This is a genomic window from Vibrio sp. Vb1026 (assembly GCF_033338745.1).
Taxonomy (GTDB): Bacteria; Pseudomonadota; Gammaproteobacteria; order Enterobacterales; family Vibrionaceae; genus Vibrio; species Vibrio alginolyticus.
In genome coordinates this window covers 20,927-46,003 of sequence record NZ_JAWOTH010000008.1, presented here as the reverse complement: position 1 = coordinate 46,003, position 25,077 = coordinate 20,927, and the positions used below count along the sequence as shown (strand labels likewise).

At 45.3% G+C, this 25,077-nt stretch carries 22 protein-coding genes; 11 read left to right on the top strand and 11 right to left on the bottom strand.

The annotated features are described in order from the left end of the window. Positions 1-142 precede the first annotated feature (142 nt). Genes R7E47_RS13595 through rlmM form a run of 4 tightly spaced genes read left to right on the top strand, consistent with a single transcriptional unit; the run spans position 143 to position 3,143 of the window. Positions 143-1,063: a transcriptional regulator GcvA gene (locus R7E47_RS13595; RefSeq protein WP_005383616.1), complete on the top strand. Its 921-nt coding sequence runs from the start codon at positions 143-145 to the stop codon at positions 1,061-1,063. Further along, the gene (locus R7E47_RS13590; RefSeq protein ID WP_005383614.1) at positions 1,044-1,667 is read left to right on the top strand and encodes an alpha/beta fold hydrolase; all 624 of its coding nucleotides are present in this window, start codon (positions 1,044-1,046) and stop codon (positions 1,665-1,667) included. The genes R7E47_RS13595 and R7E47_RS13590 overlap by 20 nt, the downstream gene beginning before the upstream one ends. Beyond that, positions 1,657-2,055 (top strand): DUF423 domain-containing protein, encoded by a 399-nt coding sequence (locus tag R7E47_RS13585; protein WP_042521214.1) that lies wholly within the window; start codon positions 1,657-1,659, stop codon positions 2,053-2,055. The genes R7E47_RS13590 and R7E47_RS13585 overlap by 11 nt, the downstream gene beginning before the upstream one ends. After that, entirely contained in the window at positions 2,052-3,143 is a 1,092-nt protein-coding gene (gene rlmM / locus R7E47_RS13580) for a 23S rRNA (cytidine(2498)-2'-O)-methyltransferase RlmM (protein WP_017820611.1), read from the top strand. The genes R7E47_RS13585 and rlmM overlap by 4 nt, the downstream gene beginning before the upstream one ends. A 109-nt stretch (positions 3,144-3,252) precedes the next feature. On the opposite strand, the gene xni is transcribed toward rlmM, so the two are convergent. The 5 genes from xni to queF form a co-directional block, all read right to left on the bottom strand. Then, positions 3,253-4,035, bottom strand: coding sequence for a flap endonuclease Xni (gene xni, locus R7E47_RS13575; protein WP_025768895.1), 783 nt, complete (start codon positions 4,033-4,035; stop codon positions 3,253-3,255). A gap of 58 nt (positions 4,036-4,093) precedes the next feature. Then, positions 4,094-5,470, bottom strand: coding sequence for a nucleotide 5'-monophosphate nucleosidase PpnN (gene ppnN, locus R7E47_RS13570; RefSeq protein WP_047102074.1), 1,377 nt, complete (start codon positions 5,468-5,470; stop codon positions 4,094-4,096). A 290-nt stretch (positions 5,471-5,760) separates the two neighbouring features. Beyond that, positions 5,761-7,326 carry a sensor domain-containing diguanylate cyclase gene (locus R7E47_RS13565; protein WP_222716749.1) on the bottom strand — a complete coding sequence of 522 codons (1,566 nt, stop codon included), beginning with the start codon at positions 7,324-7,326 and terminating at the stop codon, positions 5,761-5,763. Between the two features lie 98 nt (positions 7,327-7,424). Then, positions 7,425-9,707 (bottom strand): tetratricopeptide repeat protein, encoded by a 2,283-nt coding sequence (locus R7E47_RS13560; protein ID WP_017635678.1) that lies wholly within the window; start codon positions 9,705-9,707, stop codon positions 7,425-7,427. A gap of 164 nt (positions 9,708-9,871) precedes the next feature. Beyond that, on the bottom strand, positions 9,872-10,717 hold the full coding sequence (gene queF, locus R7E47_RS13555; RefSeq protein WP_222716748.1) for an NADPH-dependent 7-cyano-7-deazaguanine reductase QueF: 846 nt from the start codon (positions 10,715-10,717) through the stop codon (positions 9,872-9,874). 108 nt (positions 10,718-10,825) lie between these two features. Between queF and syd the strand changes: the two genes are divergently transcribed. Together syd and R7E47_RS13545 are read left to right on the top strand one after the other, a co-directional pair. Next, positions 10,826-11,371 (top strand): SecY-interacting protein, encoded by a 546-nt coding sequence (syd, locus tag R7E47_RS13550; RefSeq protein ID WP_025768899.1) that lies wholly within the window; start codon positions 10,826-10,828, stop codon positions 11,369-11,371. A 2-nt stretch (positions 11,372-11,373) separates the two neighbouring features. Then, entirely contained in the window at positions 11,374-12,150 is a 777-nt protein-coding gene (locus tag R7E47_RS13545) for a Zn-ribbon-containing protein (RefSeq protein WP_065274234.1), read from the top strand. 111 nt (positions 12,151-12,261) lie between these two features. Here R7E47_RS13545 and R7E47_RS13540 read toward each other — a convergent pair whose 3' ends face one another. From R7E47_RS13540 to metN, 3 genes are read right to left on the bottom strand one after another with little or no spacing between them, the layout of a single operon-like run. Next, complete coding sequence (locus tag R7E47_RS13540; protein ID WP_005381966.1) at positions 12,262-13,071, bottom strand: MetQ/NlpA family lipoprotein; 810 nt, start codon at positions 13,069-13,071, stop codon at positions 12,262-12,264. Between the two features lie 32 nt (positions 13,072-13,103). Beyond that, entirely contained in the window at positions 13,104-13,781 is a 678-nt protein-coding gene (locus tag R7E47_RS13535; protein WP_005383604.1) for a methionine ABC transporter permease, read from the bottom strand. After that, entirely contained in the window at positions 13,771-14,805 is a 1,035-nt protein-coding gene (metN, locus tag R7E47_RS13530; RefSeq protein ID WP_005381962.1) for a methionine ABC transporter ATP-binding protein MetN, read from the bottom strand. Before metN ends, R7E47_RS13535 begins: the two co-directional genes overlap by 11 nt. A 341-nt stretch (positions 14,806-15,146) precedes the next feature. Between metN and gmhB the strand changes: the two genes are divergently transcribed. The 4 genes from gmhB to treC all read left to right on the top strand — a co-directional run bounded on the left by gmhB (position 15,147) and on the right by treC (position 20,094). Beyond that, the gene (gmhB, locus tag R7E47_RS13525) at positions 15,147-15,698 is read left to right on the top strand and encodes a D-glycero-beta-D-manno-heptose 1,7-bisphosphate 7-phosphatase (RefSeq protein ID WP_005381961.1); all 552 of its coding nucleotides are present in this window, start codon (positions 15,147-15,149) and stop codon (positions 15,696-15,698) included. Positions 15,699-15,772: 74 nt separating this feature from the next. Further along, positions 15,773-16,720: a trehalose operon repressor TreR gene (treR, locus tag R7E47_RS13520; protein ID WP_005381960.1), complete on the top strand. Its 948-nt coding sequence runs from the start codon at positions 15,773-15,775 to the stop codon at positions 16,718-16,720. A gap of 176 nt (positions 16,721-16,896) precedes the next feature. Continuing rightward, positions 16,897-18,321 carry a PTS trehalose transporter subunit IIBC gene (gene treB, locus R7E47_RS13515; protein WP_318084381.1) on the top strand — a complete coding sequence of 475 codons (1,425 nt, stop codon included), beginning with the start codon at positions 16,897-16,899 and terminating at the stop codon, positions 18,319-18,321. An 87-nt stretch (positions 18,322-18,408) separates the two neighbouring features. Further along, the gene (treC, locus tag R7E47_RS13510; RefSeq protein ID WP_318084379.1) at positions 18,409-20,094 is read left to right on the top strand and encodes an alpha,alpha-phosphotrehalase; all 1,686 of its coding nucleotides are present in this window, start codon (positions 18,409-18,411) and stop codon (positions 20,092-20,094) included. A 99-nt stretch (positions 20,095-20,193) separates the two neighbouring features. On the opposite strand, the gene R7E47_RS13505 is transcribed toward treC, so the two are convergent. The 3 genes from R7E47_RS13505 to R7E47_RS13495 form a co-directional block, all read right to left on the bottom strand. Beyond that, positions 20,194-21,093 carry a hypothetical protein gene (locus R7E47_RS13505; RefSeq protein ID WP_054579052.1) on the bottom strand — a complete coding sequence of 300 codons (900 nt, stop codon included), beginning with the start codon at positions 21,091-21,093 and terminating at the stop codon, positions 20,194-20,196. Between the two features lie 131 nt (positions 21,094-21,224). Beyond that, a complete protein-coding gene (locus tag R7E47_RS13500) occupies positions 21,225-22,745 on the bottom strand; it encodes a transcriptional regulator (protein ID WP_318084376.1) in 1,521 nt (506 codons plus the stop codon). Positions 22,746-22,835: 90 nt separating this feature from the next. Next, on the bottom strand, positions 22,836-23,438 hold the full coding sequence (locus tag R7E47_RS13495) for a YitT family protein (RefSeq protein WP_213964612.1): 603 nt from the start codon (positions 23,436-23,438) through the stop codon (positions 22,836-22,838). Positions 23,439-23,784: 346 nt separating this feature from the next. Here R7E47_RS13495 and glyA point away from each other — a divergent pair, with 346 nt between their 5' ends. Next, a complete protein-coding gene (gene glyA, locus R7E47_RS13490; RefSeq protein ID WP_005381985.1) occupies positions 23,785-25,035 on the top strand; it encodes a serine hydroxymethyltransferase in 1,251 nt (416 codons plus the stop codon). Positions 25,036-25,077: the final 42 nt, after the last annotated feature.

Below are 25,077 nucleotides of genomic sequence, written 5' to 3'. Positions count from 1 at the left end.
CAACGAAGCCAATTGATTTCCAAAGAAATCAAGCCGTTCAGGCCCGTGTTGCGGGGTGAAATATAGAATTTATCTGGCTGTTCGACAACGGACATTTTATAATGTTTCAGATTAAAAAAACTAATCCTATTAGAGGTCCCATATGTCTCGCAGATTGCCTCCATTAAATTCGCTTCGAGTCTTCGAAGCGGCTGCTCGTCATCTCAGTTTTACACGAGCAGCAGAAGAGTTATTTGTTACTCAAGCCGCGGTCAGTCACCAGATTAAAGCGCTTGAAGAGTTCTTATCATTGAAGCTCTTCCGTCGACGTAATCGTTCTTTGTTGTTAACAGAAGAAGGCCAAAGTTACTTTCTCGATATCAAAGATATTTTCACCTCGATTGCGGAAGCGACAGATAAGGTGTTGGAACGTAGCGAAAAAGGGGCATTGACGATTAGCCTACCGCCGAGTTTTGCTATCCAATGGCTTGTACCTCGTTTGGCCGATTTTAATGCTCAAGAGCCCGATATCGATGTTCGTATTAAAGCCGTAGATATGGATGAAGGCTCACTGACTGATGATGTTGATGTGGCGATCTACTATGGCCGTGGGAACTGGCCAGGTTTGCGAGCAGATAAATTGTACCAAGAGTTTTTGATCCCACTTTGTTCACCTTCATTACTTTTGGGTAACAAACCATTAGAATCTTTAAGTGACCTCAAATTACATACTTTGTTACACGATACTTCGCGTAAAGACTGGAAGCAGTTTGCTCGTCATTACAACATTGAAGGCATCAACGTAAACCACGGTCCTATTTTTAGTCACTCAACGATGGTGCTACAGGCAGCTGCGCACGGTCAGGGGGTCGCGCTCGGTAACAACGTACTCGCCAAACCTGAAATGGAAGCCGGACGACTCATTGCACCATTCGACGAGGTGTTGATATCTAAGAATGCATTCTATGTGGTGTGTCATGAACAGCAGGCAGATATGGGCCGAATCGCAACGTTTAGAGACTGGATGTTAGCAACCGCGAGAAAAGAACAAGAGGAAGTATTGGATGAATCACTGGATAGCTGAGGGACCTGAAAACGGACCGCTGTTTATTTTTGCTCACGGCGCAGGTGCGGGGATGGAGCATGACTTCATGACAGCTGTCGCCAAAGGATTAGTGGAGCAAGGTATTCGTGTAGTGCGTTTTAATTTCCCTTACATGGTGAAACGTTCGGAAGATGGCAAAAAGCGTCCGCCCGATCGCGCGCCAAAGTTGCTCGAAGCATACAGCGAAGTGATCGCTCACTTTACTTCTTCTCCCGTGGTTATTGGTGGTAAGTCAATGGGCGGTCGTATGTCGAGCTTGTTGGCTGAAAATGAGCTGGTGGCGGGCATTGCCTGTTTAGGGTTTCCATTTCACCCGCCGGGAAAGCCAGAGAAATACAAAGGCGAACACTTAGCAACCATTGAGAAACCTACGCTGATTCTGCAAGGGGAACGAGACACCTTTGGTAAGCGTGAGGAATTCGATGATTTCGTCCTTTCGTCACAAGTAACGGTGAGCTTTTTACCTGATGGTGACCACAGCTTCAAACCGCGCAAGATCTCAGGTCATACTGAAGTGGGTAACATTGCACTCGCGATAGAGCAGTTAGCGGCGTTTATAAAAGAGGTGTACAGTGAAAAGTAAGTGGTTACTCTCATTCTCTGCTCTGTCTGGGCTGATTTCGGTCGCTCTTGGAGCATTTGCTGCTCATGGGCTAAAAGCGACACTGGCCCCTTATTTGCTCGGTGTATTTGAGACCGGAGTTCTGTATCAATTTATTCACACGTTGGCGATTGTGTTTTGTGCCATTCTGCTTCTGCTCAATTTGGGACAAAAAGCACAAAAATATTTTTTCATTGCGGCGATTTGCTTTATTATCGGCATCTTTTGTTTTAGCGGCAGTCTTTACGCGCTGGCGCTGACGGGCATTAAGTGGTTTGGGCCAATTACTCCTGTGGGAGGATTACTGTTCATGATTGGTTGGTGTCTGTTCTTTTTTGCTGCGTTCAATATCAAAGAGGTCTCCAAGTGAAACAACTAATGCTCTATTGCCGTTCTGGCTTTGAGAAAGAGTGTGCTGGTGAAATTCAGGACAAAGCGACACAGTTGGAAGTGTATGGCTTCCCTCGTGTGAAGAGAAACTCAGGTTATGTTGTCTTCGAGTGTTACCAAGATGGAGATGCCGACAAACTTGCGAGAGGTTTAGACTTTAAGTCTTTAATTTTTGCTCGACAAATGTTTGCGGTAGCAGCTGAGTTTCAATCGTTGCCAAGTGATGACCGCATTAGTCCAATTTTGAATGAACTAGCAGACATTGAAGCATTCCCTCGTTGTGGTGATTTGAGAATTGAAACGCCAGATACAAATGAAGCGAAAGAGCTACTGAAATTCTGCCGTAAGTTTACCGTCCCAATGCGTCAAGCGTTGCGCGGCAAAGGCTTAATGCTGAACAAAGATAACGCGAAAAAACCAGTACTGCACATTTGCTTTGTTGAGCCTGGCCACTGTTACGTTGGTTACTCTTACACTGACAACAACTCACAGTTCTTCATGGGTATCCCTCGCCTTAAATTCCCAGCAGACGCTCCAAGTCGTTCAACACTTAAACTGGAAGAAGCATTTCATGTCTTTATTCCACGTGAAGAGTGGGATGAGCGTTTGGCACCAGGTATGTGGGGTGTGGATTTAGGTGCATGTCCAGGCGGTTGGACGTACCAATTAGTGAAGCGCTCAATGTTCGTTCACTGCGTAGATAACGGCATGATGGCAGACAGTTTGATGGAAACTGGCCAGATCAAGCACCATATGGTGGATGGTTTTAAGTTCGAACCAGACCGCAAGAACGTAACATGGATTGTTTGTGACATGGTGGAAAAGCCAGCTCGTGTTGCTCACCTGATGGGACAGTGGCTGTTAAAAGGTTGGGCAAAAGAGGCCATCTTTAACCTTAAGCTGCCAATGAAAGGGCGTTATGACGAAGTGCTGCAAGACCTTGAAAATCTGAAGCAGTTCCTCATTGATAATAAGGTAAAGTTCAAGCTACAAGCTAAACATTTGTATCATGATCGTGAAGAGATCACGATTCATATCCAATGTCTGTCGAATATTTCACCTTACTAACTTTATTCCCCGAGTCTTTTGGGAATAGTGATTAGAATAGAAAAAGCGCCTTCAAATGGCGCTTTTTTAATATCTGCCGGATTTCATGGTGTGAAACTTCCATCGGGCACTACTTCGCTTTGTTTGGCCCTAAAAAGCGAATATCTTGCAAGTTAAAGCCTAGTTCGATATCGCACTTTAAAGCGGCGACGCGTTTACATAAACGAGCAGACTCAATGTGCTCGTCCAATTTTTTACGGTATTTCGGTACGAGGTCTTCACTAGCGTAGGCAGCTTCAATACTCTCAAACTGAGTGAGAATCTCTTTCGCTGCTTTCGGGCCAATTCCAGGTACGCCCGGAACCTGGCTAGAGCTTATCCCTGTCAATCCCCAGTAGTCCGCTAGTTGATTTGGTTTTACGCCGAACTCTTTTTCGATAAATGGTTCATCTAACCAACGGTGTTGGAAATAATCACGGATTTGTAGGGTAGGGGAAAGTAGCTGGCAGTAACCTTTGTCTGTGGAAACGATGGTGACTTTTTCACCATGGCTGGCCACTTTCGTTGCGAGTGTAGCAACCAAATCATCTGCTTCATCGCCTTCAGAAAGCAATGAATCAATACCTTGCTCCCACCACGCTTGTTGAATCGCATCTAACCCTTGCAGTAGTGGCTGAGGCATTGGCTTTCGGTTTTGCTTATAGTCAGGGAGAATTTCAGCGCGCCAACCTCTGTCTTGTTCGTGGTGATCAAAAACTGCGATGATGTGTGTCGGGTTGGCCTCTGACAGAATGCGAGTGAGGGTTCTTTGCGTTGTGGTTATGGTTCTTGCTATGTCGGTTGGATCTGGTTGTGCTGAGTGCACTCGGCGGATCAGGTTTAGGGCATCAATGATAACAAGATGAATAGACATAATGACTTAGCAATAAAAAAGGGGCGTAATGCCCCTAGTGTAACGAATGCTAGCCTGACTATCGACCACCAATTTCCGGGTGAGCGATTCGATAACACGGTTCGTAGTCTGAACCGCCAGGTAATTTCATTCGGTGCTGTTCGACAAAGTCTTTTAGCAACTTATCGAGTTTTTTCATGAGGACTGCGTCGCCATGAATGGTGAAAGGCCCTCTACGTTCTATTTCTCGAATGCCTTCAGCCTTTACGTTACCTGCCACTATGCCAGAGAAGGCTTGACGCAAGTTGGCCGCTAAAACTTGCGGTTCTTGATCTAGGCTTAAATCCAATTGTTCCATCGACTCATGAGTAGGCTCGAATGGTAGTTGGAAGTTTGGCTCAATTTTCAATGACCAGTTAAAGCTGTACGCATCGCCTTTCTCTTTTCGGTGAAGGCGTACCGAGTCCATGGAGCGTTTCATAATACGAGCGACTTCTGCCGGGTTGTCAATGATGATCTCGTAGTGCTTTTGCCCTTCCTCACCAAGTGTGTCGCGAATGAACTCATCAATAGAGCGGAAGTACTCTTCACTCTCTTTTGGTCCTGTTAATACGATAGGCATTGGCTGATCGGCGTTATCCGGGTGCATCATGATGCCAAGAATGTACAGTAGCTCTTCCGCTGTGCCCGGGCCTCCTGGGAAAATAACGATACCATGAGCCATACGGACGAAAGCTTCCAAGCGCTTTTCGATGTCGGGCATGATGACCAGTTCATTTACTATTGGGTTTGGTGGCTCGGCAGCAATAATCGAGGGTTCGGTTAAACCAAGATAACGTTGCTGAGTATAACGTTGCTTTGCGTGCCCAATTGCTGCACCTTTCATCGGCCCTTCCATTGCACCAGGGCCGCAACCTGTGCAGATGTTAAGTTCACGCAGGCCCAGTTCGTTACCCACTTCACGTGTGTACTGATACTCCACTCCATTGATAGAGTGACCACCCCAACATACGACAAGATTCGGTGCGATACCTGGAGTTAATGCTCTGGCATTACGAAGAATGCCGAATACGAGGTTCGTAATGTGAATTGGGTTAGTAAGGTTGAGCCGCTGGGCGTCTGCCAAATGCATGTTTACGTAAACGATATCACGCAATACGGAGAACAGATGCTCTTGGATACCTTTAATTATTTCGCCGTCAACAAAAGCGTGCTCTGGCGGATTAGTCAGCTCAAGCTTAATACCACGCTCACGACGCACGACGTTGACATCAAACGATTGGTATTTATCGAGCAGTTCTTTCGAGTTATCGGTATGGCTACCGGAGTTCAACACCGCTAATGTGCAATTACGGTACAGCTGATAAAGTTCACTCGAGGCTGTGTTCTTTAAGCGCTCTACTTCTAGTTGAGATAGCAAGTCCATGCTACCAGCGGGGCTTATATGGGTAATCATAACGCCTCCTTGTGTTGCATTAATTTGAGGGAAGTACCAACTTACCTTTTTGGTGTTATACGTATGGTTTGATGAAAGGTAGTTGGCCGATTTGGTTTTATGGTTATCAACTCCCAAGCAACCTCAAGATGATACATTTACCTTTTATAAATACATCATCTTGAAGTGACTTGGGTTTTTACAGCTTAGCAGACTAAAAGGGAAGAAATGTGATAACTCGTTGAAAATGGGTGGTTATAAAGCGTAGATTGCACCAAATTTGGTTTGTTTGCTCGCTTTTTGTACGAATTCTAGCTCCAGTTAAGCTGGTTTGTTCCACGTTTTTTAGCGTCCGCAAGCATCTTGCCAAGACGATCGAGCACATACTCTGGCGTATCGGACTCTTTGAAAGACGTCGATACAGCAGCTAAGGTAATCATGATATTTTGCTCACGGAACTTAAAGGGTAATTGGCTAATATCACGCTGGATATGCTTAATCAGATCCAGTGTGTATTCTTCAGATTGTTCCGGGACGAGTAGAATGAACTCCTCGCCACCAAAGCGAGCCACTGTTTCCGTTTCTGATACGCGCTTGTTAATAGTACGAGCGATAATCTTCAGCGCTTTATCGCCAGCCGTATAACCATAGCTATCATTCACCGCTTTGAAATTGTCTACATCAAACAGCACAACACGAAGGTTTTGCTGAGAGCGAATCCAACGGCGATACTCTAGCTCTAGTCGATCGTTAAATGCAGTGCGGTTATAAACTTTAGTCAGCGGGTCGAGCAACATACGCTGAGCTTGGTCATCTAAGCGTCGACGATAATCTTGCGTAGTTTCAAATACCGCTTCGAGTTGGTTCTTACTGTAACTTAACCGTTCTTGCAGCGCTTGCTCTCGCTCTTCCGTCATTTTCAGTCGCTCTGTCAGCGACGCCATTTTTTCTAGAAGAGGCGTGATTTCTTTTTTCACAGCCGCGATATCTTGAGCTTGATTAAGTGACTTTTGGCTTAATTCAACCAAGCTGTTCATTTCTGTGTTGAGCTCTTGGCGGTGTTCAAAGTAGGTATGATGCTGGTCGACGTTCTGATGAACGGTTTTTAGGTTACTTGCGAGAGAAGTGTTCAGCTGATCAAGGAATTGGCTAGACGCCTCGCGCTCGAACTTTGTTGCTTCGACAACCAATTTCAGCGTTGAGAGCGTAAGCTCAATGAGAGACTCGGCACTCACGCCAAGGAGCAACTTAGCGCGAATATCCAGCAATCTATCGCCTGATTCTCCCTCGAAATCTAGCTCTGTAATAGTATGTTGGAGGTCGCTGGCTAAGCACTCAAGCTGAGATCTGTCGGGATTGTTTTCAAATTCACTAAGATGTAGACGTGAATTAGACGTGATGATTTTCAGAGCTCGTTCGTAAATACTCAGTAGCTTAGTGGCTTGATCAGCTTTATTGCTGGCGTGAACTTCAGAGAAACTCATCAGGTTCCGTAGTTCACGTTTTAACTGCGCAGGTAAGCCCGTGACACGTTGCAGTGTTTCACCACTGTGCTTGATTTGTTCGTCAAGGTAACCGTTCTGTTTATCCATCGTCTTCGACTGCTGTTTGAGCATCCTCTCTAATACCGCTAAACGCGGGATAAGAGTGCTGATATCTTTTTGATGTTGCAGCTCTTGTTGGATTTCAAATAGGTAGTTGGATACCTGAGTATTCGAACCCTGGCAAGCTGAAGACAATGATGCCACAACGCGTTTAAGAACTTGTTGTTCACGTTTGAATTTGAGTGAAGTATCACGATGAGTCAGTCTGAGTTGGTCAAGTTGACAACTCAGCTGATGCAGCTGCGACTGAATATCGGATTCCAAGATTCCCATGAAGTGACTACGGTTAAGTCCATGTACTACTGACAATTATCTGATAATAACAAAAAACTTTATAGCGTCATTAGTTATTACGTTCAACAGGCGTTTAATTATCCATTTTTTAATATTTTCTTGATGTCGTCCTCATTCTTGTAGGACGAATGGATCTTGATCAGGCCTTGGCTAATGGCATGTTGACAGGCAGTTCTTATGTTACCTGTTGCAAAGCTAGCAGCAGGCGCATTATCGATGGCTTTTAAGAACACCCAGTGGCTTTGCTTATCCTTCAAGCTGACTTCTCGTGCGATGTGAGTCGCAAGCAACAACAGATCGAGTAATTCCTCATCGTTAATTGCAGTGTAGGCTCGGGGTAAGAACGGATAATCGCTGATGCCCATACGAATAATACGATTGACGTTGTGCTGCTGAGCGAACTCATCCACCCAAGTCTGGAATTTTTCGAACATGACTTCGGCAGAAGCATCACGGTCAGCGTTCGGTTCAATGTAGAGTAAGTTGGCATCTGAGAAATGGTAAAGACGCGACGGTTTTTCTATTTTTTCCGCAAGGAAGTCGCCAAATGCACGTTCTAGTTCTAGACCTGCCTTATAGCCGTTATGGACGTACATGCTTCGCAAGAATGGCAAATCGATCATAACAAAGCGTAGGCGATCATTAAGTGGTTCATGGATCAATTCACCCATTTGCCATTGCTCGAAAGTTTCGCTCGACTTTTTCAATGAGCGAGACAGCTTAACGTTCAGCATACGCAAGTTACGTAAACGAGAGCGAGAGTGGGTGAAGAGGTCGTTACGCAGTTTTTCGATTTCACTTGCTTGGCGCTGCATAATGACACCGCGTCGCATAATGAACAAAAACATGACCAATACAGTAATAAACAATGCAAATGAGATTTTCTGGAATTTACGATGCTCTCTTTCCACTTGCTCTAAGCGTTCTGATTGACCGATGTAATGGATGGTTTGTTCGGCAAATTCTTTTTGCTGACGGAACGCATCTTCACTGATTTGGTTAAGCTGCTTTTGTTCTAGACGAACGAGGTTGGTGTATTTTTTATAAGCTTGCAGAGAAAGTTTGTATTCGCCTGCCTGCTCGTAACCCAACCCAAGTAAACGGTATGACTGCTGCTTAATGAAGTTGTTATTTTCAGGTGACTTTTCAGCAAGCGCTAACGCCAGCTTTGCATTAGTAATGACGTCTTTACTGTCATTTTGATGATAAGCCAGACCTGACTGAAGCAGGGCAGCCTTTGCTTCAAGCTTAGGAATATTGGTGTATTCTAAAAGCTCTTTAGAGCGGTCTAAGTACTGCTCTGCTAGCGCGTAGTTATAGAGTTGTAGGTAGGTAGCCGCCAAGCTTAAGCGAATTTTAATGATTCTATTGATGTTCTTACTGGTACTTTCATGGTCAAGCACGTTGAAGTAATGCACTAATGCAAGGTTAAACTTACCCTGATAAAAGTAGATGTCGCCCATTTGCTCTAGGACGTCCGCTAGGATCGGAGAGCTAGGGTAAGAGTCATAAAAATCTGCGGCTTGAGATAAGTATTCGATCGCTTTGTCGTACACTCGTCGCTCCTGGAAGAGCCTAGCCAAAAGGCGATTCACTTTTGCTAATCTTGCACCACTGTTACTTTCAATAGATTGCCAATAACCGTATAGCAGTTCTGACAAAGCCAAATTGTACTTCTTGCTATTGAGGTAAAACTCGCCGACGGCAGTGTAGTAGTCGATCAAGGCTAACTCAGAGCGGCTATCGTCAAGCATGGTCTTTGCTTCAGAGTACAAGTTTTCCGCTTTAATGATATCGCCACTATGTGAAGCGAGGAGTGCTCTTTGCATCACTAGTCGGTAGCGAACGCTGTCGGTGCGTTGTAATACGGCATCGGCTTCATCGAGCTGTTGTTCAATTTGGTTAAGCGTGTCTTCCGCTTTTGAGTAGTTTTCGTCGTACATCCAAATCATTTGGTTGCGCATCAGCTGGAGATCTAAGTCCATGTACGGCAATTGATATTCTTGCGCTAAGCGTTCCGCTTTATTTAGGTGCTCGATAGCCGAACGAACATTACCCATGGCGTAATCTGCCTGAGCGATAATCTTGTGCGCTTCGATGGTGCTGCTTGGTGTGCGAACGCTACGATCTGTTTCGTCGCGAGACATGGCTGAAGGGCTGTCACTTTCTTTGCGTTCTGTTAGCTCACGCTGTGACAAATAGTTGGTTGCCGCTTGTTTTGCTTGTGATGGCTCTATTTCCGCCAATTGTTGTGCTTCGTTGAGTAACGCGGACGATAAAATGGTTGCATGAAGTGGCTGTACAAACAGCAAGCAAAGAAAGCCAATCAATTTGAATAGACGCGAACTGTCCCAAAACATCCTTTCGTTCCCTCGAACTGTTTTTAGATATGGCGATAACGGCGAAAAGCCTCAATTAGCCGTTTAAATGCGGGTTGAAGCCATTTGATATAGTAACATGCTTGGACAATAAAAACGTCCGGCAACCCTTTAGATTGCCGAACTTATTTCTGTTGTCTATGCGCTTACTGACGAGCCATACGGTGATTGTGAGCTGGCTTATCTTGTTCCGTTGAGCGGTAAGGGTTGATATCCAAGCCACCACGACGCGTATAGCGGGCAAATACGGTCAGTTTGCTTGGTTGGCAGTATTTCATTAGATCCGTAAAAATACGCTCTACACACTGTTCGTGGAACTCATTGTGCTCGCGGAAAGACACTAAGTAACGTAACAGCTTCTCACGATCTATTTTTGCGCCTTGGTAGCGAATTTCTACACTGCCCCAGTCGGGTTGGTTAGTGATCAAACAGTTTGATTTCAATAGGTGGCTATGTAGCACCTCTTCAACTTGTACTTCACCTGCTGCACCTTCAAGCAAATCGGCATCGAAATCGTAACTGGTGATGTTAATGTCTTGGTCATCAATACATTCACCGTCCATTGTTACGATAGGTTGATTGGTATAGTGGGTCACTGGATTCACCTCAACCAGCACCTTTTCACCTGCGCATTCAGACAGGTCTTGTGTTAAACGCTCAGTCACTTCTTTCCAAGTAGCGAAACGCGTTTGGTTGTAGCTGTTTAAGTACAGTTTGAAAGACTTCGATTCAATCAAGTTTGCACTGGTGGCTGGAATGTATACTTCGCCAACGGCCACTTGTGGTAAACCTTTACTATTTAACCAAGACAGTTCGTACAGCGTCCAAATGTCGTGCCCCATGAAAGGCAGAGTATCGCCTAACTGGAGGTCATCTCGGTTCAGGCTGCGAGGGACTGGTTGCAGCAAGCTTGGGTCATACTGGTTCGCATACTCGGTCGTTTTACCTAGTGTTAGGCCAGCAAGCTCTTTAGCGTCAGAATATTTGCTCATACTTTGTGGTCGTTTTCGATTAGAATGGCGAGAATTTTACTGAATCTGCTGGTCAATTGCCATCCGGCAAGTACGGCTATCTGATAAATAAGGAATGAGGAGACCTTCATGACCCCAAACGTTACTCAGGCGCTACAAGAGTTCAGCCTGCGCTACCAACAAGCTTGGCAAGCTAAGCACAATGAGTTGCCAAGCAGTGAAGAGCTTGCAGAGCTTGTTTCTCCTTGTGTCGAAGAGAAGCGTGATGGAAAGGTGCTTTGGAAAGCGGTCGCACGTGATGAAATGGCCGATTTCACCAATGTGGAAAATGCGATTGAGTTGTCACTGCAAGATGATGTTAAAGCCTTTTATGGTTCTCAATACTGCGCTGATATGGAGGCAACTTGGCAAGGTAATTCGTTGACGCTGCTGCAAGTCTGGAGCGATGACGATTTCGTGCGTCTACAAGAAAATATTCTTGGTCATTTGGTGACGCAGCGCCGCTTGAAACTTAAACCAACAGTATTTATCGCAGCGACAGATGAGGAAATGGATGTGATTTCTATTTGTAACCTCACTGGCAATGTGATTCTAGAGCGTTTGGGCACCTCTAAACGTGATGTATTGGCAGATTCATTGGTTGAGTTCTTGAATAAGTTAGAGGCTGCCGTCTAAGTATGTATGTTGTTGAGTTGCAGTTTGAGTGTTTTGATAACACCACCGTCAGCGCGGTAGACAAAGCCATTAATGGCTTGATGGATGCTCTGCGTTACAACGGCCAAGTATTAGGTCGTGAATTCCCGATAGTGATGGGAGAAGGTGAATTTTTCGTTCGTGTTGTTTGCCCAGAACAAGACAGCTTGCATCCACGTTATCACTCAGATTTCGTCAAAGTGTGCATGAACCGTTTGTCGGATGCGTCTTTGCTTGCACCGAAAATGCGTATGCTGGGGCGTGATTTGAATTCAGAACAAGCAGCCGAAGAAGAGACACCTAGCTGGCAAGTGTTGTACACGACTTATGTTCATACGTGTTCGCCTTTGCGAAGTGGTGAAACCCTGTTGCCAATTCCTTTGTATCGTAATGAGCCAACACTTAATGGAGACCATAAAGCCGTCATTAAGTGGCAGACTGAGTGGCAAGCGTGTGATGAAATCCAAATGGCAGGGGGCTGCCGAGCGGAACATGCGGCGCTGCACGAAATTTGCGATGTGGATAGTGTGCTGTTTCGCCGAGGTTGGGACTTACGTGGCCGTATCGATTACATCACGAAGATCCCTACGTACTATTACCAGTATCGTGTCGGTGGTCAGTCGCTGGAGAGCGAGAAAGCGCGCAAGTGTCCAAAATGCGATGGCGAGTGGCTACTCGATGAGCCACTACATGACATATTTCATTTTAAGTGTGATGACTGCCGAATCGTGTCGAATATCTCTTGGGACCATCTTAAGTAGCGAATTGAAGCTACTTAAATGGGTAGATAGACAAATAGAAAGGGCTGATGTTTTCACATCAGCCCTTTTGTGTTTAGAACGTTGTTTTCAGTCATGTTTTGAAAAGTGGGATTACCAACCTTTCACAACACCGCCTTTGAACAGTTCTTTTGCCGCTTCGTAAACTTCTTCCGTTTGGTAAGCTTTTACGAAGTTTTGTACGTTTTGCGCATTAACATTTTCTTCGCGAGCGACAATTAGGTTTACGTATGGTGAGTCTTTATCTTCAACGAACACGCCGTCACGCTCTGGCGATAGGTCGATAGAGCTTGCGTAAGTGGTGTTGATGATAGATAGCGTTACGTCATCCAGTGAACGTGGAAGCTGTGGGGCTTCTAGTTCAATGATTTCGATATTTTTAGGGTTGCCTACGATGTCACGTACTGTAGCGAGTAGACCAACGCCATCACGTAGCGTAATTAAACCTTGCTGCTCAAGAAGCAGTAGTGAGCGACCTAGGTTAGTTGGGTCGTTTGGTACTGCGATGCGTGCGCCATCTTGAATTTCATCAATTGATTTTACTTGCTTTGAGTAACCAGCAATAGGGTAAACGAATGAGTTACCCGCGATAGCCAGTTTGTAGCCGCGGTCTTTCACTTGTTGGTCTAGGTATGGTTTGTGCTGGAACGCATTCGCGTCTACTGAACCATCATCCAGAGCGGCGTTTGGTGTTACGTAATCGGTAAATGTTACTAGCTCAACGTCTAGGTTGTATTTCTCTTTTGCTACTTTAGCGGCAACTTCGGCTACTTGTGCTTCAGCACCAGCAATAACGCCAACTTTTACTTTGTTTACGTCTACTTCTTTGTCGCCGCAACCCGCTAGAGCAAGAGCAGAGGCGGCCGTTGCTACAGTCAAAAGACCTTTAAGGCTAAATTTCATCTTTATCTCCTTATAATTTGTATTTTTGATGCTTATCTGTGGTCTACACGGCGCACCACTGCGTCACCGATAGACTGAATAATCTGTACTAGAACAATCAACATCACGACAGTCACGGCCATGATAGTTACATCGTAGCGGTGGAAACCGTAACGGATGGCTACGTCGCCTAGGCCGCCGCCGCCTACCGTACCCGCCATAGCTGAGTAGCTAACGAGAGTGACCAAGGTAATCGTTACTGAGTTAACAATAGTCGGCATTGCTTCAGGCAGTAGAACTTTTGTGATGATCTGTGTTGGTGTCGCCCCCATTGACTGCGCAGCTTCCACCAAGCCTGTCGGTACTTCTAATAAAGCACCTTCAATAAGACGAGCGACAAAAGGAATGGCGCCAATAGTCAGTGGGACGATTGCTGCGGTTGTACCGATAAAGGTTCCAACCAGCATTTTTGTCACTGGAATAATCGCAACCATCAGTACGAGGAATGGCACTGAGCGACCAATGTTAACGATAGCGCCTAAGCCGCTATTTAGTTTGGTGTTTTCAAGTAGGCCGCCTTTTTTAGTAATATGGAGGATTACGCCTAATGGAATACCCACAGCAAAGCCGACTAATCCGGCAACCGCAACCATGTAAAGCGTTTCCCACGTTGCACCTAAAAGTAGTTTGCTGTTTAAACTCAGCCATTCAGAAATCGTATTAAAGGACATAACCAAGTACCTCTACTTTTACGTTGTGCTTACGCAGGTATTCAAGAGCTGCGTTGTCATCTTCTTCGTTACCAAATAGCTCTGCGACCATCATGCCGAATTTCACGCCACCAGCGTAATCAAGGTCGGAACTCAAAATACTCACATCAATATTGTATTTACGAGAAATTTGCGACATTAACGGTGCATCAACGGTTGCGCCAGTAAACTCTAAGCGAACCAACGGGTAGCTGCCATCAACACGCTCTGCTTGCAGACGTGCTTGGTAATCTTCAGGAATGGAAAGATCCAGCGTTGAGCGAATGAATTGGTGCGCTAGCTCTGTCTTAGGGTGCGCAAAAATATCGCCAACGGTGCCTTTTTCCACCAGCTCACCACCACCGATGATTGCTACTTCGTGACAGATGCTTTTTACGACTTCCATTTCGTGAGTGATAAGTAAAATCGTGATGTTGAGTTTGCGGTTGATCTCTTTCAATAACTCAAGGATAGATTGAGTTGTTGCCGGGTCTAGTGCACTAGTGGCCTCATCACAAAGCAGCACGCTAGGATCGGATGCCAATGCACGAGCAATTGCCACACGCTGTTTTTGTCCGCCACTTAAGTTAGATGGGTAGCTCTCGTGTTTGTCGGCTAAGCCTACAAGCTTTAGCAACTCAGTTACTTTTGTTGTGATTTGCGATTTGTCTTTACCTGCCAGTTCTAGGGGTAATGCCACATTATCAAACACAGTACGAGACGAAAGCAGGTTAAAGTGCTGGAAGATCATGCCAATGTTACGGCGTGTTTCGACTAGTTGTTTTTTACTGAGTTTGGTTAGATCTACACCATCAACGATGATGGAACCAGAGGTCGGTGCTTCTAGCATGTTGACACAGCGAATCAGCGTACTTTTACCAGCACCTGATGAACCGATAACACCAAAGATGGTGCCTTTGTCGATGTGTAGGTTAATGTCTTTCAGGGCAAGGATTTCCTTACTGCCTTGGTAGAACACTTTATTGACGTTTTTTATTTCTATCATGTTTCAACCTGCCCAAAGATACGGGGAACTTCGCTGTCAAAAACGGCCTTTGACAGAACTTAATGTTGAGCTTTATCTCAATTTTCAGTTGATGCTATGGGTTAAGCAGAATGAAGTCAATAGATATTTTTACGTCTAGACGTCTAAATGTATGGATGTTCTGTTTTGAAACGAAGATGTATAGATAACAAGCAGGAGGTAGACGGCGGGGCACCCTCAGATTTACCGATTCTTGCCCAACAAATCAACCGTTTTGTCGAGGCCTAGAATGAATTAGATAGTGTTGAAGTTTATAAGGTATGTAATAATCTGATTAAACCGAGTTAATAGAGAAATACGTTTTGGCAAAACCTGCTGTTTTTATCGATCGTGATGGCGTGATAAACGTTGACCACGGCTATGTTCATGACGAACATGATTTTGAGTACATTGATGGTGTATTTGAAGCGACGAAAGCGCTAAAAGATAAAGGCTACCTTCTAGTGTTAGTGACGAATCAATCGGGCATCGCACGCGGTAAATTCAGTGAAGACCGTTTCTTGTCTCTGACTCAATGGATGGATTGGAACTTTGCTGATAATGGTGTTGAGTTCGATGGTATCTATTACTGCCCACATCATCCAGAACATGGCATTGGCGAGTACAAGCAAGATTGTGAGTGCCGTAAGCCAAAACCAGGCATGTTCATTTCTGCGCGTGACTTCTTGAAGATCGACATGGAGAAATCTGTGATGATCGGCGATAAAGCTGAAGACATGATGGCAGCAGAAGCGGCAGGCGTTGGCACTAAGATTTTGGTTCGCACTGGTAAGCCAGTAACAGAACAGGGCGAAGCCATTGCAACGGTAGTATTAGATAGCATTGCGGATGTGCCTGCGTACTTAAACAAGTAATCTTCATTACTGACTGAGTTAAGGGAAGCCACTGCTTCCCTTTTGTTTGATTCCTTCTTTTAGTCTGAACACTTATGAGCAAAAAACTCACCATTCTTGATATCGCAAAATTGGCAGGCGTGGGCAAATCAACAGTAAGCCGTGTGCTTACTAACGATCCAAAAGTGAAACCCCAAACGCGAGAGAAGGTTGAGCAAATCATTCGTGAATCTGGTTATGTGCCGTCCAAATCTGCGCAATCAATGCGTGGCGGCAGCCAAAAAGTTATTGGGGTTATCATCTCCCGTTTAGACTCACCATCAGAAAATCGCGCCGTTGGTACCATGCTCAATGCTTTGTATTCCGCTGGTTATGATGCGGTGATCATGGAGAGCCAATTCGATCGCGATAAAACCAATGAACATTTGGATGTGCTTAAACGTCGCAACGTCGATGGGGTGATCGTGTTTGGTTTTACTGGATGTGATGAGCGAGCATTGGCAGAGTGGGGTAATCGTATCGTTGTGATCGCGATGGACACGCAAATGGTTTCTTCGATCAACTACGACAACCAAGGTGTGATAGACATGGCTTTGTCTCATCTTGAGCAGCAATCTTTATCTCGCATTGCTTATATTGGTGTTGATCCTGAAGACAAAACCACTGGCTTAGCTCGTCTAAATGCTTATAAAGCTTGGTGTCAACGCAAGCAAATTGCACCTTGTTTCCAAACGGGTAAGTTGAGCCATGAAAGTGCTTATCAGTTGGTAGACAAAGTCCTTCAATCTGATACTCAGGCCATCGTGTGCGCCAGTGACACCATCGCGTTGGGCGTGATTAAGCGTCTTCAAGAGTTAGGCCGTGAAGACGTGGTTGTGACAGGTGTTGGTGGTAATGAATTGCTCTCTTTCCTTTTCCCTAAAGTATTTAGTGTCGACCCAGGTTATACCCTTGCAGGTGAGAAGTCCGCTAACATGCTGATCAATCAATTAAATGGTGATGAGGAAGTGGTTCACTTTACTCAACAGCCTATCGTTTGTTAATCCACACTAAAACGATCTGCTCTAAAATTATACTGTGATCATTCTCAATTAATGGGACTGTTCCCATTTTGTTTTTTGTCTTCGAATGGCAATATTAAAATTAAGAAATGGGAATGTTCCCATTTATAAAAACAAAATGATGAATCGAATGTATCCAATACAGGGTGGACAAAGTTATGAGTAAGATTGCGCGTAAAGACGTGGAGCGTCTTATTGAGCTGGTCGGGGGGCCGGACAATATTGCCAGTGTAAGTCACTGTTTAACTCGCTTGCGTTTTGTTCTAAATGATACGGACAAAGCAGATACGAAACAGTTAGAAACATTACCGATGGTGAAGGGCTGTTTTACCAACGCAGGCCAGTTCCAAGTGGTTATCGGTACTGAAGTGGATGAAGTTTACAAGGTACTGATCGGACTGACGGGTAAAAGTGAAGTCAGCAAAGACGAAGCGAAGAACGCTGCTCGTCAAAACATGAATATCGTTGAGCGTGGTATTTCCCACCTTGCAGAAATCTTTGTACCACTGCTACCAGCGATCATCACCGGTGGTCTGATCCTTGGTTTCCGTAACGTGATTGGCGACATCAAGATGTTTGATGGTCAAACGCTAACGGAAATCAGCCAGTTTTGGGCAACTGTACACTCTTTCTTATGGCTGATTGGTGAGGCGATCTTCTTCTTCCTACCAGTTGGCGTATGTTGGTCGACAGTGAAAAAGCTCGGCGGTACTCCGATTCTGGGTATCACGCTTGGTGTAACATTGGTTTCGCCGCAGTTGATGAACGCCTACCTGATTGGTAAGCAAGTACCCGAAGTGTGGGATTTTGGCTTATTCGCCATCGAAAAAGTGGGCTATCAGGCGCAAGTGATTCCAGCAATGCTTGCTGGTATGGCTCTGGCGTTTATTGAAACCAACTTAAAACGCATCATTCCGTCTTACCTTTACCTAGTGGTCGTGCCGTTTGTCTCTATCATCGTGTCTGTGATTCTTGCGCACTCTATCATTGGCCCATTCGGTCGTATGTTGGGTGATGGTGTTGCTTTCGCAGCAAAAGCAGCCATGACAGGTGACTTCGCAATGATTGGCTCAACCATCTTCGGCTTCCTATACGCGCCATTGGTCATTACTGGTATTCACCACACCACCAACGCGGTTGACCTTCAATTAATGCAAGAGCTAGGCGGCACGCCAATTTGGCCTCTGATTGCGCTTTCAAATATTGCTCAAGCGTCTGCGGTCGTCGGCATCATTATCATCAGTAAAAAACATGGCGAGCGTGATATCTCAGTACCTGCGGCTATCTCTGCTTACCTTGGTGTGACCGAGCCGGCGATGTACGGCATCAACTTGAAATACAAGTTCCCAATGCTGAGCGCGATGATCGGTAGTGCGTGTGCTGCTGCTATTTGTGGTAGTGCGGGCGTAATGGCGAACGGTATCGGTGTGGGCGGTTTGCCGGGCATCTTGTCTATCCAACCGCAGTTCTGGGGCATTTTTGCTTTGGCTATGTTAGTCGCAATGCTAGTACCTGCTGCATTAACGTTAATTCTTTATAAGCGTGCACAAGCCAAAGGTGAGCTTGAGCCTGCAAACGCGTAATTCTATTTGAGGCAGTGACTTGGCTGCCTCCTCCTATTTTTCTTTTCAAATTTTAAGTTTCCGATTACTGGTAAGTGAGTGTTAGAAATGGCTATGACCAAGCATGATGAGAGCTGGTGGAAAACCGCAACCATCTATCAAATTTACCCAAAAAGCTTTTGTGACAGTGGCAGTAAAGGCACAGGCGACATCAAAGGGATCATTTCTAAGCTGGATTATCTTAAGCATCTTGGTGTGGATGCGATTTGGCTGACGCCGGTTTACCAATCGCCAATGATCGACAACGGTTATGACATCTCCGATTACTACTCGATCAATCCACAGTTCGGCACTATGGAAGATTTCGATACTTTGCTAGCAGAAGCGCATCAGTTGGGCATTCGTATCATCATGGACATTGTAGTGAACCACACGTCGACAGAACACAAGTGGTTCCAATCCGCACTGGGTGATAAAAACAGCCCATACCGTGATTACTACATCTGGAAAGATCCGGTAGATGGTGCTGAACCAAACAACTGGCAATCAAAGTTTGGTGGCAACGCTTGGGCGCTGGATGAAAAAACAGGCCAGTACTATTTGCACCTTTTTGCTAAAGAGCAAGCGGACTTAAACTGGGAAAACCCAGTAGTGCGTGAAGAAGTGAAAGAAGTCATCAACTTCTGGGCAGACAAAGGTGTCGATGGTTTCCGTCTCGACGTTATCAACCTGATTTCCAAGCAGCAAGATTTTCCAAGTGATGATATTGGTGATGGTCGCCGCTTCTACACCGACGGTCCACGTGTGCACGACTACCTTCAAGAGATCAGCGAATCTGTGTTTCAAAAATACGGCAGCGTGACGGTGGGTGAAATGTCTTCCACCACACTAGAGCATTGTCAGCAATATTCTTCGCTAGACGGCAAAGAGCTATCCATGGTGTTCAACTTCCATCATCTGAAAGTCGATTATCCAAATGGTGAAAAATGGACCAAAGCGCCGTTTGATTTCATTCAGTTAAAACAGATCTTCAATCATTGGCAAACGGGCTTAAATGGCAAAGGGTGGGGGGCGCTGTTCTGGTGTAACCACGACCAACCACGCGTTGTGAGCCGATTAGGTAACGAAGAGCAATACCGTGTTGAATCTGCCAAGATGCTTGCGGCATCGGTACACATGATGCAAGGTACGCCTTATGTCTACCAGGGGGAAGAGATCGGCATGACCAACCCGGGTTATACCGAAATCAGCCAATATCGTGATGTTGAAAGTACTAACATGTACGACATTATGGTCAACCGTGATGGTGTATCTCATGACGATATGATGGCGATCTTGGCACAGAAGTCGCGTGATAATTCACGTACACCAATGCAATGGAACAGTGCAAAACACGCGGGCTTTACTGAGGGAACGCCGTGGCTTGAAGTGGCGCAGAATTACTCTGAAATCAATGCTGAAGCTGCGGTTGCCGATTTGAACTCGGTGTTCTACTTTTACAAGCGTCTGATTGAACTGCGTAAACAGGTTCCAGTCATCACCGATGGCCGTTATGAAGATTTACTGCCAGAGCACAAACGTATTTTCGCTTACGCTCGTCAGAACGATAAGCAAACGCTGCTGTGTATCAATAACTACTACGCTGAAGAGGTGGAATGCGTTCTGCCAGAACGTTTTGATATGAGTAAGGCGAAAAACTTGCTATCTAACTATCAAAACTCAGCGAGCGCAGTCGCGTCAAACCATCAAGTGTTACGACCTTACGAAACTCGTATTTTATTGATAGAAGAATAAACTCGGGTGTCATCACCCCTAAGATTGATGTTCGAGATGAAGGCTTTGGTGTGCTCCCCAAAGCCTTCTTTTATTGAGATATCTATAAAAAATGCGAGCTTATTTTGTTTCAATCGCTGTTAGCTGCACTTTCTCTTCGTTGATTTGTACTTGTTGTACTTTCAGCAGTTCAATTTGTTCTATCAGACCTAAGCTCGGATTAAACCAACGTTCTGCCGAAGTGGCGAACTCCATTGAGTCCATATCATCACAGTTTAGGTTGTAGATGTTCTCTTCCATCAGGTATGCCGCTTCAATTTTCTTGCCTGAGATCGAGAACGCTTTACGCATACCAGTCTCTCGGATTTGCTGTTGCCAAACCACTTGGCAAGATGCTGTCATAGGAAGGTTTTGTACCCACTCATGATCTTCAAAACTGTCTAGAAGGTTGTGAACTGCGTAGCCTGTAAGAGTGGTTTGCAGAGACATAGTTTCTTCACCGATGTCAATATTCGGGCTTTTCTCTTTTACGTCGTCACCGTTTAGGCGGAAAATCGGACCGCTGTGCATAAGCATGGCAATAAACTGATGACCAATGAAATAAGCGTCAGTGATTTCATGGAGTGCACCATCTGATCCTGCAAAGTAAAGCGTATTGCTCTCTTCGTCGTCGTTGTACTGCTCGTCTGAATAGTAGAACTGTTCGGCGCCGTAGTTCACCAAGTCATTAACCAACTGGACCATTGCCTCGCTGTTTGGGATTTGTGCCAATGCTGCCAATATTTGCTCGCTATCCATCGCTTGGAAGCTCAGTTTCATGTCGCCCTCTGGTTGGCCATCCAAGCTAAATGCGTAGTTTAGCTGTGTACTTGGCGTGGGAGCGAAGATTGAGTTGTGAATCGAGACGTCGAAACTTTCTTGAGGCACTTTGTTTGGATTCGCACTGCCAGAAGACGAACCTCCGCCACAGCCGTAAAGAGCCAGAGTTGCTGCTGCGATAAGCGTCATTTTGTTTAGCATGGTTTACATTCCTGATTGATAAGGCCGCTTCATGTTGGGCCGTTGCTTGAATGCGAGCATGCTAAGTTCAGTGAGAGAAAAAGGGCAAAAAACAAAAGATAACAGGGGGTAATGAAAGCTTAATTTTATATTTAGGTCTTTGTTTTATTTGGAGTTATTTCGTTGGCCACATTAGTGCAATACTCGTTAATGAGCGCTTTCCATCGGCTTATGATTTCTTGATCGGTCACACTAACATGCAACGTTTTCCACGGTTGGAGGCAAGTCTCTTTTGATTCAGATTGAGAAAGACGCTCAAACAAGGTTTCGGAAGGTAAAACGCGCAGCAGCGCCACCAGTGATTCCATGTAGTTGAGACGGAACTGTTCAAGTTTGTTCTGCTTGTAAGCAATGTGAGACACAAAGGTATAAATCAGTGCGTTTTGGATACGTGAGTCGCCATCTGGTGTCGTTAACAGAGCTTTTGCCCTGTCTAAGTTGCCTAATTTGAAATGCAATAGACCTAACCAGAGGCTCAGCTCATCTGGCAAAACATCAAACGACGATTGTACTTGAGTTAAATACGCTTCCAGCTTTTGATGTTCGTGCTCGTATAAGGCGAGATGTCTTGCCGTTGTTATAGCCGCAAACTCATCAGATTGTCGGAGAGGTTGGCTAGAAAAGGCATTCTCGAATAACATTTTTTTGTGAATATCCGAAAGCTGCCACGAACTTGCCGAAGGTGCAGGCAGATTGAAGTATTGCGCGACATCCGAGTGCATTTGGAAAATATCCGATTGTAAGGCAGATAAACGCAGTGTGTACTCATTGCGAAACGCCAGCTTGCCCGTCGCAGGATAAATAAGGTTCATCTGCGCTTTCAAGATGCCCTGTTTTGTGCCGTCTTTTAACTCGATATTGAGCTCGTAGTCGCTGGTCTGCATGTTTCGTGCGCCAGGGAAATATGGCGTATGACCGATAGGATCAAGAAAGTAACTGGGAGCATCTTGGTTGGCGATGTCGGTGTATGGATATTCGACCTGTTGTTGCAGCAAGATGGCTTTGACCAGTATGCGGTATTTTCGCGCCTGAAAGCCGATTGAATCGACACGGTTGAGTAGTAGCTCGACTTTGGGAATCAGTAGTTGATGACGCGTTTGTTGTGTTGAGATTTCTTGGCGTTGCCATAACAAGCTTGCGAGCGTCATGCTACATACCGCAAGTATGGCACATAAGCTGTAAGCGAAAATCAGCTTGAAGTTCTTATTACTCGCCACCTGGGTTGAGATAACGCGCCGATGGTTTTTCGCTGGTGGCACTAAACGAATATTGGCAGGGTTAAGAAAGTAGCCTTTGCGGGGGTAAGTGACCAAGAGCTTAGCGGCATCGTATTCGGGTAAGTACTGCTGTAGCAGGGCACGTAAGGTGCTAATGCGGTTCGTGAGCACATTCTTAGAGATGAACTTGCTCTGCCAAATGGTTTCAATAATGGTGTCAGCAGAGAGTGGGTGGCCAACGCTTGTTAACAGCAGTTCTAATAATTCAATGGTGCGAGGTTCAAGATCAATCGCGATAGCATCTTGATGAAGGGTCTGTGTCTTCGGGTTATAGATCAGCTCTCCAATCGCAATACAACTGTGAGTCTGTTTAGCTTGTTGCAGAAAGTCGCGCATACCGTACCGATCTATTTGGAAATCGCGAAGTATTATATAGCGATTGGAGCGCGAAATCTTATAAATCGCGCTTCAATCACTATCAAAAATTTATGAACCGTAGGTCACGGAATAGCGGTGCGGTTTGTGGTTCATCGCTAACACGACATTGAGTGCAAACGCCCCCAAAATTGAAAGGCCAATCACTTCTGGTGTAACAAAGAAGAATGAAGAAAACAGGATACATGCATCGATTGCCATTTGGCTTTTGCCAACTGAAATGCCAAATTTGTCTTGGATAAACAAACACAGCACGTTAAAGCCACCTAAGCTGGAGCGATGTCGGAATAGGATCAGCATACCGAGCCCCATTAAAAGCCCGCCTGCGACGGCGCAATAAACTTCATTTACCGATTCGAGCGAGATTAGCAAATAAAGATGATCGGCAAAGATAGAAACCAACGCGCCAGAAATGGCACTATTAATGGCGAAATGACGGCCGAAGCGTTTCCATGCTAGTAAGTAAAAAGGACTGTTTGCTAAAAAGTACAGCACACCAAAGGTAAAAGGTGTAAATTGGCTAATAAGCAGAGCCAATCCAGTCGTGCCTCCCGTTAGAAGGTTAGCGGATTGGAGAAAGAAAACGCCTTGAGCTACTAAAAAGGTACCCGTGAGAATCGCTATCCAGTCTTCTTTTAATGAGTGTTTTTCCATCAATGTTGCAGTCATTAGTGATAAATAAGGCGTGCATAGTAGTAAAAAGATGATCTTTTCGGTAGCTAGAGGGTAAAATTTACGGTAAACCTATGTAATTGCTGTTTTACAGGGTGTAAAGCACAAATTTGACAGGCAATAGATTGTCGTTATGCGATTGCAATGCTGGCATGATAAACATTGCTTGTCATCATGAAAAAACTGCATGAGAAAATTGTAAATTTCTCTTTATGACCTAAATCAAATTATGTAGAATGCGCGCCATTAGGGTGACGAAAACGTTTGCGTCGGGTCATTCAACAGTTTTTTTGCAACTTTCAGTACTAATCTGAGTCAGGAGATACAGATGCTTAAGCGTGATATGAACATCGCAGATTACGATGCGGAACTGTTCGCAGCTATCCAGGAAGAAACTCTTCGCCAGGAAGAACACATTGAACTTATCGCTTCTGAAAACTACACAAGCCCACGTGTAATGGAAGCGCAAGGTTCTCAGCTAACGAACAAATACGCTGAAGGCTACCCAGGTAAGCGTTACTACGGCGGTTGTGAGTACGTAGATAAAGCTGAAGCACTAGCAATTGAGCGTGCATGCCAACTATTTGGTTGTGAGTACGCTAACGTACAGCCTCACTCAGGTTCTCAAGCAAACAGCGCAGTTTACATGGCGCTTCTTAACCCAGGCGATACAGTTTTAGGCATGAGCCTAGCACACGGTGGTCACCTAACTCACGGTTCACCAGTAAACTTCTCTGGTAAGCACTACAACGTTATCCCTTACGGTATCGATGAAGCTGGTCAAATCAACTACGATGAGATGGAACAGCTAGCACTTGAACACAAACCTAAGATGATCATCGGTGGTTTCTCTGCTTACTCGCAAATCGTTGATTGGAAACGCATGCGTGAAATCGCTGACAAAGCAGGTGCTTACTTATTTGTTGATATGGCGCACGTAGCTGGTCTTATCGCTGCCGGTGAATACCCAACACCAGTACCGCATGCTCACGTGGTAACAACAACGACGCACAAAACACTAGCAGGTCCTCGCGGTGGTCTTATCTTGTCAAATGCTGGCGAAGATATGTACAAGAAATTGAACTCAGCAGTGTTCCCTGGTGGTCAAGGTGGCCCTCTAATGCACGTTATCGCTGGTAAAGCAGTAGCGTTCAAAGAAGCGATGGAGCCAGAGTTCAAAGCTTATCAAGCTCGCGTAGTGAAAAACGCAAAAGCAATGGTTGGTCAGTTCCAAGAGCGTGGCTACAAAATCGTATCTAACGGTACAGAAAACCACTTGTTCCTTGTTGACCTAATCGACAAAGATATCACTGGTAAAGACGCAGACGCGGCACTAGGTGCAGCAAACATCACTGTAAACAAGAACTCAGTACCAAATGACCCACGCAGCCCATTCGTAACGTCTGGTATTCGTGTAGGTACGCCAGCGATCACTCGCCGTGGCTTCACTGAAGAAGATGCAAAAGAGCTAGCAAACTGGATGTGTGACGTTCTAGATAACATCGGCAACGAAGAAGTTATCGAAGCGACAAAACAGAAAGTGCTAGAAATTTGTAAGCGTCTACCGGTTTATGCCTAACCGGTCTTCATAGAATGAGTCGATTTCGGTGTCGAACATACT

What these genes read in the sequence shown, in the direction of transcription:
- treC (WP_318084379.1), top strand. Translation starts at nt 18,409, where the DNA reads ATGGCTATGACCAAGCATGATGAGAGCTGGTGGAAAACCGCAACCATC.
- ppnN (WP_047102074.1), bottom strand. Translation starts at nt 5,470, where the DNA reads ATGATTACCCATATAAGCCCCGCTGGTAGCATGGACTTGCTATCTCAA.
- R7E47_RS13545 (WP_065274234.1), top strand. Translation starts at nt 11,374, where the DNA reads ATGTATGTTGTTGAGTTGCAGTTTGAGTGTTTTGATAACACCACCGTC.
- treR (WP_005381960.1), top strand. Translation starts at nt 15,773, where the DNA reads ATGAGCAAAAAACTCACCATTCTTGATATCGCAAAATTGGCAGGCGTG.
- R7E47_RS13595 (WP_005383616.1), top strand. Translation starts at nt 143, where the DNA reads ATGTCTCGCAGATTGCCTCCATTAAATTCGCTTCGAGTCTTCGAAGCG.
- glyA (WP_005381985.1), top strand. Translation starts at nt 23,785, where the DNA reads ATGCTTAAGCGTGATATGAACATCGCAGATTACGATGCGGAACTGTTC.
- R7E47_RS13540 (WP_005381966.1), bottom strand. Translation starts at nt 13,071, where the DNA reads ATGAAATTTAGCCTTAAAGGTCTTTTGACTGTAGCAACGGCCGCCTCT.
- R7E47_RS13560 (WP_017635678.1), bottom strand. Translation starts at nt 9,707, where the DNA reads ATGTTTTGGGACAGTTCGCGTCTATTCAAATTGATTGGCTTTCTTTGC.
- R7E47_RS13565 (WP_222716749.1), bottom strand. Translation starts at nt 7,326, where the DNA reads ATGGGAATCTTGGAATCCGATATTCAGTCGCAGCTGCATCAGCTGAGT.
- treB (WP_318084381.1), top strand. Translation starts at nt 16,897, where the DNA reads ATGAGTAAGATTGCGCGTAAAGACGTGGAGCGTCTTATTGAGCTGGTC.
- R7E47_RS13590 (WP_005383614.1), top strand. Translation starts at nt 1,044, where the DNA reads ATGAATCACTGGATAGCTGAGGGACCTGAAAACGGACCGCTGTTTATT.
- R7E47_RS13500 (WP_318084376.1), bottom strand. Translation starts at nt 22,745, where the DNA reads ATGCGCGACTTTCTGCAACAAGCTAAACAGACTCACAGTTGTATTGCG.
- xni (WP_025768895.1), bottom strand. Translation starts at nt 4,035, where the DNA reads ATGTCTATTCATCTTGTTATCATTGATGCCCTAAACCTGATCCGCCGA.
- syd (WP_025768899.1), top strand. Translation starts at nt 10,826, where the DNA reads ATGACCCCAAACGTTACTCAGGCGCTACAAGAGTTCAGCCTGCGCTAC.
- R7E47_RS13535 (WP_005383604.1), bottom strand. Translation starts at nt 13,781, where the DNA reads ATGTCCTTTAATACGATTTCTGAATGGCTGAGTTTAAACAGCAAACTA.
- metN (WP_005381962.1), bottom strand. Translation starts at nt 14,805, where the DNA reads ATGATAGAAATAAAAAACGTCAATAAAGTGTTCTACCAAGGCAGTAAG.
- R7E47_RS13505 (WP_054579052.1), bottom strand. Translation starts at nt 21,093, where the DNA reads ATGCTAAACAAAATGACGCTTATCGCAGCAGCAACTCTGGCTCTTTAC.
- R7E47_RS13495 (WP_213964612.1), bottom strand. Translation starts at nt 23,438, where the DNA reads ATGGAAAAACACTCATTAAAAGAAGACTGGATAGCGATTCTCACGGGT.
- queF (WP_222716748.1), bottom strand. Translation starts at nt 10,717, where the DNA reads ATGAGCAAATATTCTGACGCTAAAGAGCTTGCTGGCCTAACACTAGGT.